Consider the following 14720-nt stretch of genomic DNA (forward strand, 5'->3'; position numbering starts at 1 on the left):
CAGCGGGCGAGTGCGGGATGTGCCGTCGAAAGTGCTCCGGTCCGCTGTCATTCACGCCGCTGCAGCAGGCAGGCCAGTTCGTAGTGGTCGGTGTGGGGGAACATGTCGAACAGTCGCACTTGGCGTGGCTCGAACTGCGCCAGATCCGCGATGTCGCGCGCCAGCGATGCGGCGTTGCAGCTGGAGTAGGCGATCCACTGCACCGGGCTGTCGCGCAAGGCTTCGCACAGCGCCTTGCCGAGCCCGCGCCGTGGCGGGTTGACGATCACCAGTGGTGGCCATGGCGTGCCGGACCGGGCGAATGTGGTGGCGTCCATTGCCTGGAAGTGGAGGCGGCGCAATCCGAGTTCGTCGCGACTGCGGCAGGCGCTGGCGATGGCGTCTTCGGACAGTTCGATGCCGGTGACCTCGCGCTCGCCGTTGGCGCAATGCAGCGCAAATCCACCGACGCCGCAGAACAGGTCCCACAGCGCCGGTGGATCCACCTCCTGCACCCAATCGTGGATCTGCCGGTACAGCGCGGCGGCCACATCGGTATTGGTCTGGAAGAAGCTGCGCGGGCGCAGGTGGATCGGCATCGCGTTGAGTTGCATCGTCAGCGATTCATCCGGGCCCAGCAGGATTTCCTGCTCGCCTTCCAGTACCGCCTTGTGTTCGGGTTGCAGATTGACCGACACCACGCGCAGGCCGGGCAGGGCGGCCTGCAATGCGGGCAGGTGCTTGCGGATGCGCGCCAGCGGTTCCTGCGAGCGAAGCACGAAACGCAGCATCAGTTCGCAGGAATGTTCGGCCAGGGTCAGCAGCAGGTATTTGAGTTCACCGTGCCGCGCGGGCACGTCGTAGGGCGTGATTGCGGCATCGCGGATGAAGCGGCGCAGCAGCGGAAACGTGGCGGCCAGTGCGGGTGGATACAGGCGGCAATCGTCCAGATCCACGCCGTGCCCTCTCTGGTCCAGGATGCCCAGTGTCGGTGCCTGCACGCTGCCGGCCACGACCAGTTTGGCCTTGTTGCGGAATCCGGATTCGCGGCTGGCGACTGGCGGCAGCCACAGTGGTTCGCCCAGACCGGACAGCATCTGCCGGGCGTGCGCGTCCTTGTCGATCAGCTGCTGCGGGTAGGCGTGTTCGATGCGGCCGCAGGAACGACAGCGGCCATCGCTCCAGGCGTCACAGTGCATCGCGCCGCTCCTTCCACCAGGCCAGCGCCCCTTCGGCGGCAATCACGCCGCTGGCAATACTGGCGGTCAGCAGGTAGCCGCCGGTTGGTGCTTCCCAGTCGAGCATTTCTCCGGCCACGAAGCTGCCTGGCGCGGCGCGCAGCATCAGGCGTTCGTCCACTGCCTCGAAACTGACGCCGCCGGCGGTGCTGATGGCTTCGTCGATCGGCCGGGTGGCGGTCAAACGCAGCGGCAGTGCCTTGAGGGTACGGGCCAGCGTGGCGCTGTCGTCCCAGGATTCGCGTGGAAGGATTTCATGCAGCAGGCCGGCCTTGACGCCGCTGAGGCCAAGGCGGCGGCGCCAGTGTTCGCTGCGCGAGCGGCTGCCGCGCGGTTGGGACAAGGCCTCGGTGATGGCGTCAGGGCTGCGGTCCGGCAGCAGGTCCAGTTCCAGCCGCGCGTGGCCGTGTTGCTGGATGGCATCGCGCAACGGTGCGGATAGCCCGTAGACCAGGCTGCCCTCGATACCGTCGCGGGTGATCACGCATTCACCGCGCTGCCACGGCCGGGCATCGGACACACGTGCGGCGATGGCTTTCAGCGGTGCGCCTTCGAAGCGTTCGCGGAAGGCCGCGCTCCATTCACACTCGAACCCGCAATTGGCCGGGTGCAACGGCGCAACCGCCACGCCACGGGCCACCAGCGCATCGATCCAGGCCCCATCCGAACCCAGTTTCGCCCAGCTGCCGCCGCCCAGCGCCAGGATCAGCAGATCGGCGCTCATGCGGATTTCGCCGTCCGGCGTGGCCACGCGCAGCGATCCATCCGCGTTCCAGCCCAGAAACCTGTGCCGCATCTGGAACACCACGCCGGCTTCGCGCAGGCGGCTGACCCAGCGGCGCATCATCGGCCCGGCCTTCATGTCTGAAGGGAACACCCGGCCAGAGCTGCCGACGAAGGTGTCGATGCCCAGCGTGGCCGCGAAGTCGCGCAGCTGTTGCGGGCCGAAACGCTGCAACCAGGCGCCGACCTTTTCGCTGGCCGCGCCGTAGCGCGACACAAATCCCGGCAGAGATTCGGAATGGGTCAGGTTCAGCCCGCCCTTGCCGGCCAGCAGGAATTTGCGTCCGACCGAAGGCATCGCATCCAGCAGCGTGGTGCGGGCCCCGGCCGCAGCGAGAATCCCGGCCGCCATCAGCCCTGCCGGGCCGCCGCCGACCACGATCACGGTGGGCGGGGGCAACGGGATTTGGCCTGGCGGGAGTGGGTGCTGTTCAGGTGTCATTTTATACTTGATTGTCAAATATTTTACTTAAGTTATTGATTGTGATATAATTGTCGCTTCCAGTGCAGTCGTCGCCATGCGTAAATAACGAAGTTTTTATGCCGCGCGCGCTACCCTGACCGGCGTTGCCCGTCAACGCAATTGCCGTGCCGCGAGTCACCTCTCCATCGTCTGATGGGGCCTGAGGCGCCAGCGGCACTCCCACCCTCAGCCATGCAGGAGCTTTCCATGAGCGAATCGCTGAACATTCTCCCCGAATTGATCGAAGCCAGCCGTGACGGCGTCGATTTCTATGCAGAAGCGGCCGAGGAGGTGGGTGATACCGAACTGCGGAAACTGTTCCGCAGCATGGCCCGGGCCAAGTCGACCCTGGTCGAGGAACTCAGCCAGGAAGTGAAGCCCGGCGGCACCGCCCGGGTGCGTGCCAGCAAGCGCGCCGCCAAGCCGGCCGAATGGGTGTCCGACATCAATGCCACCTACAGCACATTGCGCACCGGCTTGAAGGCCATCTGCCAGGACCAGGTCACCAAGATCGAACAGGCCGAGGCCGATCTGCTCGGCCGCATCCAGCGCATCCGCCATGACCGCGACCACAGCTATGTGGTGCGGGTACTGGCGATGCAGTACGAAGCCAAGGCGCGCGTTGTGCACGAAGGCTTGCGTGCGCGCAAGCGCCGCCTGGCTGCGCAGTAAGGCTTCCGGGGCATCCCGTTGCCATTCCGGCCCCGGCCGGGATCAGGCGCCGACGGTTTCCGGACCGTCGGCGCTGTTGTTTGCGCACACCGGCCGATTGGCGGCAGGCGGGTGCTTGGCAGCGCAAAACGAAAACGTGTATAAGAGGCCCGCTGTGTTTGCATGGGTCACAATGCATCGTGGCCCGGTGCGGCAGGATCCGGATTGATCTGTCCATCGCTTCGCGTCGCGTACTCCTTGCAATCCCAGTCCCGGTTTCCGGGTTGAAAATGTTCAGTCATCGGTTTCTAGGAGTGTTGTCATGTCCGATCGTCAGACCGGCACAGTCAAATGGTTCAACGACGCCAAGGGTTTCGGCTTCATCAGCCGCGAAGGTGGCGAGGATCTGTTCGTGCATTTCCGTGCCATCCAGGGCACCGGCTTCAAGTCGCTGAAGGAAGGCCAGCAGGTTTCCTTCGTTGTGACCCAGGGCCCGAAGGGCTATCAGGCCGACCAGGTCGAACCACTCTGACACGGTTCTGGGATTTTCCCGCGTGATGGATCGCCCGGCATTCGCCGGGCGATTTTTTTGTGCGATGCAGCGTGTTGCCAGGCGCGTGCCGCTGCCATGATCGCGCTGCAAAACTTGTCCGGCAACTTCCTAGGAGGTGGGCACGAGGGGTCGGGGGACCCGAACTGCGAAAGGCCGGTAGCCGTTCTGGAAAACCTGCGGGGTAGCTCGGATGCGTGGATCGTGGCCTGGATGGACGGCGTTGCTGTTGCTGTTTTCCGTGGCGGCCTTTGCCTTGGACCTTCCCCGTGGCGTGGCGGGATTCGTCGATTTCACCCCGAAGGGCACCCAGCCCGGGCTGGCGCATGCGCTGCAAGGTTCGCAGGCCTGCACTGGTTGCCACGGCGGTGGACCGCAGGAAAACCACTATCCGGCCAATGGCTGGTCCGGCTCGATGATGGCCAATGCCACGCGCGATCCGCTGTTCTGGGCGGCACTGGACGTGGCCAACGCCGATGGTGCGGCGAACGGCGCCGAAGGCATCGGTGAGTGGTGCCTGCGCTGTCATACGCCAAAAGGCTGGTACGAAGGCCGGGTGCGCAAGACCGTTGCGATACCACCCGGGCAGGAACCATTGCCCGGCGAAACGGTGGAGGGCTTCCAGGGCTGCCTGCTGGAAGGTGGGCCGGACAGTTTCGACACGTCCGAAAGCGATTATGGCGGCGTTGGCTGCCATGCCTGCCATCGGCTGATGGAGCAGGGTCCGCTCGGGCAGCCCTTGATGAGCGGCAATGCCGACATCTGGCTCGATGACGGAGATTGCGACGGCTGGGGCGAACCCTGCCGTCGCGGGCCTTATTCCTATCCGCATGTGTTGCCCGCCCCTGGTGGCACGTACACCGCGCCCCATGCCTGGAAGCATTCCGCGCTGCACAGCGACAGCGCGATGTGCGGAAGCTGTCATGACGTGACCTCGCCGACGCTGGAATCCGGCCCGTTCCGCACCCTGATCCTGGCCAACGGCACGCCGCAGGGGCAGGACACCGGCCTGGCCTTCCCGGTCGAACGCACCTACAGCGAATGGCGGCACAGCGGCTATGCCTCGACCCTGTTCCGCGACGGCATGGAGCCTGGTGGCGATGCCGTACCCGGCAAGGTCATCGCACGCACGGAACATTGCCAGCACTGCCATATGCGTCAGGCTGAAGCGCCGACCTGGGATCCGAAGGCGCCATTGATGGCCTGTACCAGTGGCCCGGATCGCACTGGAAATCTGCCCACGCACGAGTTTGTCGGTGGCAACGCCTGGATTCCGCAGGTGCTCAAGGGCGAATACCCGTTTCTGTACCGCGACGAGGCTTTTGACCGCACTTCGGCCTGGGCCACGCAAATGTTGGCCGAGCGCACCGCGCAGCTGGAAACGCGGGCCACTCGCAGTGGCTCGGGGCTCGCGGTGCAGGTCAAGGTGACCAATCTGGCCGGGCACAAGCTGCCGACCGGTTATGGCGAAGGCCGCCGCATGTGGCTGGATGTCGATGTGCGCGATGCCGATGGCGTATCGCTGTGGCGCAACGGCGCATTCGATCCGGACAGTGGCGATCTCGCCATTGATGCGCAGACCAGGGTCTACGAGATCAAGCAGGGCCTGTGGGATGAAAGTATTGGAGCTTGCCGCACCACGGATGGGCAGGGCCGCAGCATCTTCCATTTCGCGCTCAACAACTGCGTGGCCAAGGACAACCGCATCCCGCCGCTGGGCTTCACTGGCGGCAACGATCCGGAAACAGCCAGCTATGCCTACAGCTATCCGGAAACCGCGCCCGGCTCTGGTGTCAGCATCAATTTCGACATCGCCAGCTACACCGTGCCGTTGCCGGAAGGCGTCGCCTGGCCGGTGACGGTGGAGGCGAAGCTCAGATTCCAGATCGCGAGCAGGGAGTACATCGAATTCCTTCGCGATCAGGCGGTGGAACGCGGTTTCCAGCCGGAAAATGATCTGTGCGCCGATGGTCCGGGCCGACCCTTCAGCGTTGGTCCGCAGGATCGCACGCGGGGCCAGTACATGTACGACCTTTGGGAAAACCCGACCTATGGTCGCTCGCCACCACTGGATGCCGGCCAGCACGCGGTGACGGTGGCCGGGCCATGAAAACTCAGGGGAAGGAGCCATGCCCTGGCGCGAATGCACGCCCAACGGGCGGACGATCTGGAGTGCTGAAGTGAAGCGATATCCCGAGTTCCTTTGTCCCACCCTGCTGGCTGCTGCGCTGGCGGTGGTGGTGCCGCTCACCCATGCTGAAACCGTGGAACAGCCGGGGACCGGCGCTGCGGCGGTTGCAGCTGTCGACCAGGCCCGCTGGAAAATCTGGGGCGGCCAGGCCCGTTTCCGCTGGAACCGCGATCTGATGTCGGACCTGGGTATCGACGTATCGCCCGCGATCGGGGGCGGCAAAGCCGATGTCTACGGGCGTGAGCAGTTTGCGGTTGCCGAGGCATCGGCGCTGGACCTTGCGATCCGCGATGGCGCTTTTGCCGGATTTACCGGTGGTTCGCTGACCCTCCGTGGCGGCTTCGATCTGCAACTGGGCGATGAACGCATCCTCCTGCGGGATGTGCGCCTGGTGCCGCGCGCGGACAACGGCTTCGTGCTCGATGTGCTGACGGCCGACGGCAACGCGTGGTTCTACATCGACCGGATGATGTACGAAATCGAAGGCGAGGCCGCGCCGCAGCTATCGATCCAGACCATGGATCTGCGGGTGGCGCCGGCGCTGGCGCGGCGTCTGGGCATGTCGGAGGCGGAAGGTCTGGCGGTGGCCGATCTCACATTGCACGCCAGACTGCATGTCGATGGCGAGGCCGCGCCGCTTGCCAGTGCCAAGGGTACGGTGTCGCGCTGGCCCGGCAAGCCGGTGCCCGGCACCATGCCGCAGCAATACTACGAGGCGGATGTGCTGATGCACTATTTTTCTGCGCAGTACAGCCGTAAAAGTCCCGATGCGAGCGGGCCGTCGGGCAGTGGCAAGGTGGTATTCACCCCGTCCTCGACGCTGCGCAACAACCGCAACGACGGCACCATCCGTGTGACGACGCCGTGTGCTGCTGCACCCTGTCCCGCAGGAGAGCCCGGCGGCATGCTGGCTGATCCACTGGGCAGCAGCGAGGCGTTGTATGCGGCCGATGTCGCTTGGCACCAGAAGTTCACCGGCAATTTCGCGCCCTACGACAACGATCAGCATCCGTACCTGATCTGGAACCTGTATCGCATCGATGCCCAGGGCCGGATCGATCAGGTCGGCCGTTCCGGCGTCAAGCATGCCTTCCTGACGGTCAACACCGCCTGCGACGCCCATCCCGGTTCCGGGCACATCCTCGGGCGCGGCTGTGCCGATACCTACGGCGTGGGAAACAACGATTCGGTCGGAGATCTCGGCCCGCGCAGCGAGATCATTCCGGCCACCGGGGAGTGGGGGCGGTGCGGCTCGGTGTTCGATCGTGATTGCAACGGCATCAGGGATAGCGGCTCACCCTGCTCGAATCTTCCGGGAATGACGGATTGCACGTTCTGGGCCTATCGCCTCCAGGTTGATGAGCGCGATATCAGCCCCGTGCAGAACCCCGGTGCCAGCTACTGGTTCGAGTCCTGGTACGTCGTTCGTGACGACATCAATATCTACAACACGATGCAGACGCGTCCGGCCACGTTCACCTGGAGCGGCAGCGTGTGGAATGTTGGCAACGGGCCAGGCTCGGAGCTGCAACTTGGCCCGGCCATCGACCGCTGGTTGCCGCGCGGCACCGCTACCGCGACCGAGCACAGTGCAGATATCGAAAGCGAACACGGCCAGGCCCGGCTGGCGGTCAAGGTGGTGCCGCTGGACGGTGGTGGTTGGCGCTATGACTACGTGCTGGCGAACTTCGATTTCGCCGTGGCCGAGATCCAGTACAGGGATGGGCAGAGCGGCGACCCGAACAAGCTGGAAGTGCTGTCCAACGCCGGTTTCACCCGTTTCGAAGTTGAAACTGAAGGGCCGGTGCCGGTCAGTGCGAACGGCTTCTCCGATGGTGACCGGATTCCGGCGAACGACTGGAGCTTCAGTCAAACCGCCGGGCGTCTGGCCTGGGCGCCTTCCGGTCGGCAGCCTGTCGGTGCCGTCGCCAACTCGCTGGACTGGGGCACGATGTTCCGCTTCAGCGTGGAAAGCGATGCGGCACCTGTACCCGGTGTGGCACGGCTGCATGCGCCCAAGGGTGAGGTGATCGAGGTGGCGACCCTGGTTCCCGCTACGAATGAGCCCGGCGAGCCACCGATGTTTGCCGATGGTTTTGAGCAGCTGCCGCTGCCGGAATGATGCTGGCGGTGAATTTCGGACACGCAAAAGAAGGCGGGGGCTCTGGGCTCCCGCCTTCTCATTGTCTGATGTCCGCTGGCGCGCCTGGCGCCGTGCGGGTCACTTCATCCGGTAGGTGATGCGGCCCTTGGTCAGATCGTAGGGCGTCATTTCGACCTTGACCTTGTCGCCGGTCAGGATGCGGATGTAGTTCTTGCGCATGCGCCCGGAGATGTGTGCGGTCACGACGTGACCGTTCTCCAGCTGCACGCGGAACATGGTGTTGGGCAGGGTTTCGAGGACCGAGCCTTCCATTTCGATGGAATCGTCTTTTGACATTCGTTCTTTGGTTTGGGGCAATGCGGCGGAAAATCCGCTCCCCAGTATCGCATGGTTGTGGCTTTCATGCCAGATCCGCCGGACGAAGGCCTCGCAAGAGGCCTTGCCAGTTATCCGGCGGCAATGCACCGGACGGGTCCGGTTGACGCAGGATCGCCAGATAGTCGCGTCGCGCAAGCTGTCTGGCGCCGAGCGTGGCCAGATGCGGGGTATGCATCTGCGCATCGAGCCAGCCGGTGCCGTGCTTGTGAAGAAGGTGGCACAGTGCAGCCAGTGCGACCTTCGAGGCGCCGCTACGATGGCTGAACATGGATTCGCCGCAGAAAACGTTGCCAGCCATGACACCGTAGATGCCGCCCACCAGCGTGCCGTTTTCGAACACTTCCAGCGAATGTGCATGGCCGAGCTGGTGCAGTTGCTGATAGGCCTGACGCATCGGGGCCGTGATCCAGGTACCGTTCTGGCCGGGGCGCGGGGTGTCGGCGCAGGCCGCGACCACGTGGGAAAACACGGTATCCAGCCGCAGTTCCCAGTCCAGCCGGCGCAGCTCGCGGCGGAAGCGGCGCGACAGGTGCAGGGCGCCGGTGTCGAACACGGTACGCGGATCCGGTGACCACCACAGGATCGGATCGCCTTCGGAAAACCACGGGAAGATGCCATGGCGATAGGCGTTCATCAGCCGCTGCGGCGACAGATCACCGCCCCAGGCGAGCAGGCCGTCGGGTTCGGTGCGGGCGCGTTCGGCCGGCGGGAATGGCGCGGCCGGGTCGGGATCAAGGCGTGGCAGATGCATCGCGGAAGGGAGAGTGTTGTTGCAGCAGGTCACGATAGCGCAGCACCTGCTCGCGCTCGCTCGCGCACCATGGCGCCAGCGCCTGCGAGAAGGTGGAATGGGCGACGAAATGCCGGCTGTAGGTCAGTTCCGGCAGGAAGCCGCGCGCCAGTTTGTGTTCGCCCTGTGCGCCGGGTTCGAAGCGTTGCAGCCCTTCGCGCAGGCAGTAGTCGATGCCCTGGTAGTAGCAGGTTTCAAAGTGCAGGCCGGGGCTCTGATGCTCGCTGCCCCAGTAGCGTCCGTACAGCGTGTCGGCGCTGCGCAAGCACAGTGCGCCGGCCACGCTGCGGCCTTCGTGTTCGGCCAGGATCAGCACCAGCGCGCGCGGCATCGTGCGCGCCAGATGCTGGAAGAAGGCCAGCGTCAGCGCCGGTGAATTGCCCTTGTCGGCAAAGGTCAGGCAATAGAAATCGTGCATCGCGGCCAGGTCTTCGGCACTGGCCTCGTCGCCATGAACGATGCGGAACGAATAACCGTCACGGTGGACCCTTTCGCGTTCCTGACGGATCGCCTTGCGGCGCTTGTGCGTCATCGCGTTGAGGAAATCGGGGAAATCCCGCCAGCCCTGATGGTGCCAGTGGAACTGTACGTCCAGACGCGCCAGCCAGCTGTCATCCAGCGCGCCTGTTTCCTCTTCTGGCAGGAAGTTCACATGCAGCGAGGACCAGCCCCACGCCTGGCACTGCCGCTGCATCGCGACGACGAGCTGCTGGCGGGCCTCATCGGATGCGGCCAGCAGGCGCGGACCGGTGACTGGCGAATAGGGCACGGCGACCAGCCACTTGGGGAAATAGTCGCGTCCGGTCTGGACGAAGGCCGCCGCCCAGGCGTGATCGAACACGAATTCGCCGTGCGAGTTGTCCTTGCGGTAGGCCGGTGCCGCCGCGATCAGCTCGCCGTCGCGCTGCAGCAGCGCGTGGCACGGTGTCCAGCCCCAGGCAGGACGCAGGCAGCCGCTTTGCTCCAGCCCGGACAGGAAGGCGTGCTGCACGAAGGGATTGTCACTTCCGTGCAGCGCATCCCATTGCGCGGCGGGCACGCTGGCCAGCGTGTCGGTCAGGATGAGTGATGCGGCCACGGCAAAGATTCGCGCAGGCGGTGAACCTTGAGTGTCATGCCGGTTTGGACAGGCGCGTTCCCTCTCCCCCGCGAGCGAGGAGAGGGTCAGGGTGAAGGGGCGAGCGGCGCAGGCGCGAGTGCTTTTTTCTTGTAGCTATCACGAAAACCCTCTCATCCCAGCCCCGCTTCGCACCCAGCCTGCCGACTTTCATGTCAGCAGTTGCTCACAGGCTCGCAGTCTCGCTGCTCGAAACCCCTGTGTTTGGCCCCCGCAAGTGGGAAAGGCAGAAAAACTCCCCGCAACCTCAAGCGTGTCTTGAAACCCAACATCAATCCGCCTGTTCGAGGAAACGCTCCGCATCCAGCGCCGCCATGCAACCGAAGCCGGCCGAGGTGATGGCCTGGCGGTAGATGTGGTCGGCCACGTCGCCGGCCGCGAACACGCCGGGCACGCTGGTGGCGGTGGCATTGCCGTTCTGGCCGGAATGGGTGATCAGATAGCCATCGCGCATATCGAGCTGGCCATCGAAGATCGCGGTGTTCGGGTGGTGGCCGATGGCGACGAAGAAACCCTGTATCTCGATCTCACGCGTGCTTTCGTCCGTGGTCGAACGCAGGCGCATGCCGGTGACACCATTGTCATCGCCCAGCACTTCCTCGACGGTGTGGTTCCACACCAGTTCGATCTTGCCGGCGGCGGCCTTCTCGAACAGCTTGTCCTGCATGATCTTCTCGGCCCGCAGGCTGTCGCGGCGGTGCACCAGATACACCTTGCGCGCCAGATTCGACAGGTACAGTGCCTCTTCCACCGCGGTGTTGCCGCCACCGATCACCGCGACATCCTGCTCACGGAAGAAGAAGCCGTCGCAGGTGGCGCAGGCCGAGACGCCGCGGCCCTTGAAGGCCTCTTCCGACGGCAGGCCAAGGTATTTGGCGGTGGCGCCGGTGGCGATGATCAGCGCGTCGCATGTGTATTCGCCGCTGTCGCCGGTCAGCCGGAACGGGCGCTGCGACAGGTCGGCGGTGTGGATCTGGTCGAACACGATCTCGGTGTCGAAACGCTCGGCATGCGCCTGCATCCGCATCATCAGTTCCGGGCCCTGCACGCCCTGCGCATCGCCGGGCCAGTTGTCCACGTCGGTGGTGGTGGTCAATTGGCCGCCCTGCTGCAGGCCGGAAATCATCAGCGGCTTCAGGTTGGCGCGCGCGGCATACACGGCGGCGGTGTAGCCGGCCGGGCCGGAGCCCAGGATCAGGACGCGGGCGTGACGGGGTTGGCTCATGGTGCGGACCTCGGTGTCTGGAACAGGAAGCGGAAAGGAAGGGCGTGAATGCGGCCCGGACCGACAAGAATGGGGGCGTGCGGCCATGATGCAAGGCGGGTGGACGCCGTCACAGCTTGCGCACCAGGGCTTCGAGATGGGCGCGATCCGGTGCGCGCAGCAGGGCATTGCGGCGCCGGCGCAGGCTTGCCAGGTCGCAGCGGCCGATATCGGCGTGGATCTCGGCCAGGCTGGTCGGGTGCATCGAAAAATCGGTCAGGCCCAGCGCCAGCAGCATCCGGATGTGGTGCGGATCGCTGGCGATCTCGCCACAGATGGAGGCTGGCACGGCGGTGCGGCGCGCGCTGGAAATGATCCGGTCCAGCACCTGGATCACGGCCGGATACAGCGGTGAGAACAGGTCGCCGAGGCTGTCGTTGTCGCGGTCGGCGGCGAGCAGGTACTGCACCAGATCGTTGGTGCCGATCGAAATGAAATCCATCGCGTCGATCATCGCGGACAGCCCGAGCGCGGCGGCCGGCACTTCGATCATCGCGCCCAGCGGCACGTCCTGCGCCAGATGATGGCCTTCGTCCAGCAATTCCCGGCGGCATTCGGCCAGCAGTTCGCGTACCGCGAGCATTTCACGCCGGCGCGTGACCATCGGCACCAGGATGCGCACCGGACCGTAGCCGGAGGCGCGCAGCATTGCGCGCAGCTGGGTGCGGAACAGTTCGGGGCGGGCCAGCGCCAGGCGCACACCGCGAAGGCCGAGCGCGGGATTGGGTTCGCGTGCCAGGGTGATGCCGGCGCTGTCGGCCTTGTCGGCGCCCAGATCGAGGACGCGCAGTGTCACCGGGCGGCCGTTCATGCCCAGCACCGCGTCGCGGTAGGCGATCAGCTGTTCTTCTTCATCCGGGGCGTCGTGGCGCTGCAGGAACAGGAATTCGGTGCGGTAAAGACCGATGCCGGACGCGCCCAGCTCGTGCGCGCGGGCGACGTCTTCGCGCGATTCGGCATTGGCGCGCAGCAGGATTTCGACGCCATCGCGGGTGCGCGCCGGGATGTTGCGGCGGCGGGCGTGGGCGCGCTGTTCGCGTGCCAGCGAGAACTCGCGTTCGCGCAGTTCCAGCAGGTCGTCGGGGCCGGGTTCGACGATGATCTGGCCGTGCTGCGCATCGACCATCACCGCGGCGCCCTCGTGGATGCCGGCCAGCGCCTCGGGCGCCACGATCAGCATCGGCAGGCCGAGGCTGCGTGCCAGGATCGCGCTGTGCGACAGCGGGCTGCCCTGCGATACCAGTACCGCGACCACACCGCGTTCGGCCAGTTGCGCCAGTTCCGCCGGTGCCACGGTGTCGCTGATCAGCACATCGCCGGCCAGGCCGATCACCGCGCTGTCGTGTGGCCCGGGTTGCAGTGCGGCCTGCACCCGGCCGATCAGGTGTTCGATGTCCTCGCGCCGCGCGCGCAGGTAGGGATCGTCCATCGCCTGGAAGATCGCCGCCAGCCGGTCGCGTTGCAGCTTCAGCGCGTACGCGGCGCTGTAGTGTTCGTCGCGGATCATGCCGGTGACGCTGGCGAGCAGTTCCGGATCGTCCAGCAGCAGCGCGTGGATATCGAGGAATTCGCCCAGTTCCGGGGTCAGCGCGCCGTGCAACTGATCGCGCAGTTGCTGCAGGGACTGGCGGGTGCTGGCGATGGCCTGATGCAGACGTTCGATTTCCGCATCGACTTCGTCTGGCGCAAGGTGGCGCTCTTCGATATCCAGCCGCTGCGGTTCGCGGATCCGCGCACGCCCCAGCGCCAAGCCCTTGGCGACGGTGATACCGGAAAGCGCCTGGCGCATGTCAGTGGCCGGAAGCAGGCATCACGGCGCGCGGGCCGTGTGGTGGAAGAAGGGCGGGCATGGCGGGACGCTTCATGGCTGTTCGTCGAAACCGTTGGCGAACAAGGCTTCGGCCGCCGCCATGGCCTGGGCTTCGTCCGGGCCTTCCAGTTTCAATGTCACGCGCGTGCCCTGTGCGGCGGCCAGCAGCATCACGCCCATGATGCTCTTGGCGTTGACGCTGCGGCCACGGCATTCCAGCGTGGCATGGCTCTGGAAGCCGGACAGCAGGTTGACCACGCGCGCGGCGGCGCGGGCATGCAGCCCGAGCCGGTTGGAGACGGTGAGTTCGCGTTCAAGCATGGTCCAGCACCACGCCGGTCTTGCCACCGGCCACGGCGGTCAGGGCCAGTTCTTCCAATGGCAGTTCCGGGTAATTGCACAGCCGCAGCAGCATCGGCAGATTGAGCCCGGAGACGCGCCGCGCCGGGGTCCCGAGCTGGGTCAGGCGCGCGGCCAGATTGCTCGGCGAGGCGCCGTAGAGATCGGTCAGGATCAACACGCCCTGGCCCTGATCGGCACGCCGCAAGGCACCGCTGGCGTCCGGCAAAACCGCGTCCAGATCGATATCGAAATCCAGTTCGAACAGCTCCAGCGGCAACGGCACCCGGCCGAGCAGGCGTTCCAGCAGGGGCGGGTAGTGCGAGGCCGCACCGCGATGGGTGACAAGTAGCAGACCAACGTTCATCACGGCAGTCTAACCAATGCCGATGACATCCGGCAGCGTCGCAACGGCTTGACCGCATCCGCATCGGCCACGCAATGTGGCCGGTCCCGACACACGACAGGAACGCCCCGATGCTGCTGGATGCCACCCGTTCGCAACTGGTGCTGGTGGACTACCAGCATCGCCTGATGCCGGCGATCCACGAAAGCGCGCAGGCGCTGGAAAACGCCATCGTGCTGGGGCGTCTGGCGCAGTTGTTCCAGGTGCCGGCCTGGGGCACCGAGCAGGTGCCGGAAAAGCTTGGCGGCAATGATCCACGCGTGCGCGAATTGTGCGACCAGACGCTGGCCAAGCACCGCTTCGGCGCATTGCACGATGGCCTGCTGGCCTGGCTGCGTCCGGCGCAAGACGATGCCGCGCCGCGCGAACAGATCGTCGTGGCCGGCTGCGAAGCGCATGTCTGCCTTCTGCAGACAGCGCTGGAAATGCTGAAGGCGGGTTTCGAGGTGTTCGTCGTGGCCGATGCCTGCGCTTCACGCACCGCGCGCAACCGCGATCTGGCCTTCGCGCGTCTGCAGACCGCCGGCGCACATCTGGTCAGCACCGAAATGGTGGCGTTCGAATGGTGCCGCTCGGCCCGGCACCCGGAATTCCGCCGGATGCTGGAGTTGGTCAAGTAGCCATTTCGGCAGGGAGTTCTGCGGATGCGTGCCGGAT

The 14720-nt window shown here is 65.4% G+C and carries 14 protein-coding genes; 5 read left to right on the forward strand and 9 right to left on the reverse strand.

Going from position 1 to position 14720, the window contains the following annotated elements; translation table 11 throughout:
• Positions 1 to 47 precede the first annotated feature (47 nt).
• Both rlmC and WDB66_RS03415 read right to left on the reverse strand, forming a co-directional pair.
• Positions 48 to 1178, reverse strand: a complete 1131-nt coding sequence (rlmC, locus tag WDB66_RS03410; RefSeq protein ID WP_339397136.1) for a 23S rRNA (uracil(747)-C(5))-methyltransferase RlmC — start codon at positions 1176 to 1178, stop codon at positions 48 to 50.
• Positions 1168 to 2400, reverse strand: coding sequence for a TIGR03862 family flavoprotein (locus WDB66_RS03415; RefSeq protein ID WP_339397137.1), 1233 nt, complete (start codon positions 2398 to 2400; stop codon positions 1168 to 1170). Before WDB66_RS03415 ends, rlmC begins: the two co-directional genes overlap by 11 nt.
• A gap of 270 nt (positions 2401 to 2670) precedes the next feature.
• On the opposite strand from WDB66_RS03415, the gene WDB66_RS03420 reads away from it, so the two are divergent.
• The 4 genes from WDB66_RS03420 to WDB66_RS03435 all read left to right on the forward strand — a co-directional run bounded on the left by WDB66_RS03420 (position 2671) and on the right by WDB66_RS03435 (position 7977).
• Positions 2671 to 3135 carry a PA2169 family four-helix-bundle protein gene (locus tag WDB66_RS03420; protein ID WP_339397138.1) on the forward strand — a complete coding sequence of 155 codons (465 nt, stop codon included), beginning with the start codon at positions 2671 to 2673 and terminating at the stop codon, positions 3133 to 3135.
• Between the two features lie 301 nt (positions 3136 to 3436).
• Entirely contained in the window at positions 3437 to 3646 is a 210-nt protein-coding gene (locus WDB66_RS03425; protein WP_339397139.1) for a cold-shock protein, read from the forward strand.
• A 274-nt stretch (positions 3647 to 3920) separates the two neighbouring features.
• Positions 3921 to 5774, forward strand: coding sequence for a hypothetical protein (locus tag WDB66_RS03430; protein WP_339397140.1), 1854 nt, complete (start codon positions 3921 to 3923; stop codon positions 5772 to 5774).
• Positions 5775 to 5844: 70 nt separating this feature from the next.
• On the forward strand, positions 5845 to 7977 hold the full coding sequence (locus tag WDB66_RS03435) for a hypothetical protein (protein WP_339397141.1): 2133 nt from the start codon (positions 5845 to 5847) through the stop codon (positions 7975 to 7977).
• A gap of 99 nt (positions 7978 to 8076) precedes the next feature.
• Here the strand turns inward: WDB66_RS03435 and infA are convergent, their stop codons facing one another.
• The 7 genes from infA to WDB66_RS03470 form a co-directional block, all read right to left on the reverse strand.
• Positions 8077 to 8295 carry a translation initiation factor IF-1 gene (gene infA, locus WDB66_RS03440; RefSeq protein ID WP_339397142.1) on the reverse strand — a complete coding sequence of 73 codons (219 nt, stop codon included), beginning with the start codon at positions 8293 to 8295 and terminating at the stop codon, positions 8077 to 8079.
• Positions 8296 to 8359: 64 nt separating this feature from the next.
• Positions 8360 to 9088 (reverse strand): leucyl/phenylalanyl-tRNA--protein transferase, encoded by a 729-nt coding sequence (gene aat / locus WDB66_RS03445; RefSeq protein ID WP_339397143.1) that lies wholly within the window; start codon positions 9086 to 9088, stop codon positions 8360 to 8362.
• A complete protein-coding gene (locus WDB66_RS03450) occupies positions 9069 to 10205 on the reverse strand; it encodes a GNAT family N-acetyltransferase (RefSeq protein WP_339397144.1) in 1137 nt (378 codons plus the stop codon). Before WDB66_RS03450 ends, aat begins: the two co-directional genes overlap by 20 nt.
• Before the next feature lie 310 nt (positions 10206 to 10515).
• Positions 10516 to 11469 (reverse strand): thioredoxin-disulfide reductase, encoded by a 954-nt coding sequence (gene trxB / locus WDB66_RS03455; RefSeq protein ID WP_339397145.1) that lies wholly within the window; start codon positions 11467 to 11469, stop codon positions 10516 to 10518.
• A 109-nt stretch (positions 11470 to 11578) separates the two neighbouring features.
• The gene (ptsP, locus tag WDB66_RS03460) at positions 11579 to 13297 is read right to left on the reverse strand and encodes a phosphoenolpyruvate--protein phosphotransferase (RefSeq protein WP_339397146.1); all 1719 of its coding nucleotides are present in this window, start codon (positions 13295 to 13297) and stop codon (positions 11579 to 11581) included.
• Positions 13298 to 13369: 72 nt separating this feature from the next.
• Positions 13370 to 13639 carry an HPr family phosphocarrier protein gene (locus WDB66_RS03465; RefSeq protein WP_339397147.1) on the reverse strand — a complete coding sequence of 90 codons (270 nt, stop codon included), beginning with the start codon at positions 13637 to 13639 and terminating at the stop codon, positions 13370 to 13372.
• On the reverse strand, positions 13632 to 14024 hold the full coding sequence (locus WDB66_RS03470) for a PTS sugar transporter subunit IIA (RefSeq protein WP_339397148.1): 393 nt from the start codon (positions 14022 to 14024) through the stop codon (positions 13632 to 13634). The genes WDB66_RS03465 and WDB66_RS03470 overlap by 8 nt, the downstream gene beginning before the upstream one ends.
• A 110-nt stretch (positions 14025 to 14134) precedes the next feature.
• Between WDB66_RS03470 and WDB66_RS03475 the strand changes: the two genes are divergently transcribed.
• On the forward strand, positions 14135 to 14683 hold the full coding sequence (locus WDB66_RS03475; RefSeq protein ID WP_339397149.1) for an isochorismatase family protein: 549 nt from the start codon (positions 14135 to 14137) through the stop codon (positions 14681 to 14683).
• Positions 14684 to 14720 lie beyond the last annotated feature (37 nt).

This window comes from Denitratimonas organivorans, assembly GCF_037478135.1.
Lineage (GTDB): Bacteria > Pseudomonadota > Gammaproteobacteria > Xanthomonadales > Xanthomonadaceae > Denitratimonas.

Excerpts from the sequence above, each read along its gene's own strand:
- rlmC (WP_339397136.1), bottom strand. The coding sequence starts at position 1,178 with ATGCACTGTGACGCCTGGAGCGATGGCCGCTGTCGTTCCTGCGGCCGC.
- WDB66_RS03420 (WP_339397138.1), top strand. The coding sequence starts at position 2,671 with ATGAGCGAATCGCTGAACATTCTCCCCGAATTGATCGAAGCCAGCCGT.
- WDB66_RS03425 (WP_339397139.1), top strand. The coding sequence starts at position 3,437 with ATGTCCGATCGTCAGACCGGCACAGTCAAATGGTTCAACGACGCCAAG.
- infA (WP_339397142.1), bottom strand. The coding sequence starts at position 8,295 with ATGTCAAAAGACGATTCCATCGAAATGGAAGGCTCGGTCCTCGAAACC.
- aat (WP_339397143.1), bottom strand. The coding sequence starts at position 9,088 with ATGCATCTGCCACGCCTTGATCCCGACCCGGCCGCGCCATTCCCGCCG.
- trxB (WP_339397145.1), bottom strand. The coding sequence starts at position 11,469 with ATGAGCCAACCCCGTCACGCCCGCGTCCTGATCCTGGGCTCCGGCCCG.
- ptsP (WP_339397146.1), bottom strand. The coding sequence starts at position 13,297 with ATGCGCCAGGCGCTTTCCGGTATCACCGTCGCCAAGGGCTTGGCGCTG.
- WDB66_RS03465 (WP_339397147.1), bottom strand. The coding sequence starts at position 13,639 with ATGCTTGAACGCGAACTCACCGTCTCCAACCGGCTCGGGCTGCATGCC.
- WDB66_RS03470 (WP_339397148.1), bottom strand. The coding sequence starts at position 14,024 with ATGAACGTTGGTCTGCTACTTGTCACCCATCGCGGTGCGGCCTCGCAC.
- WDB66_RS03475 (WP_339397149.1), top strand. The coding sequence starts at position 14,135 with ATGCTGCTGGATGCCACCCGTTCGCAACTGGTGCTGGTGGACTACCAG.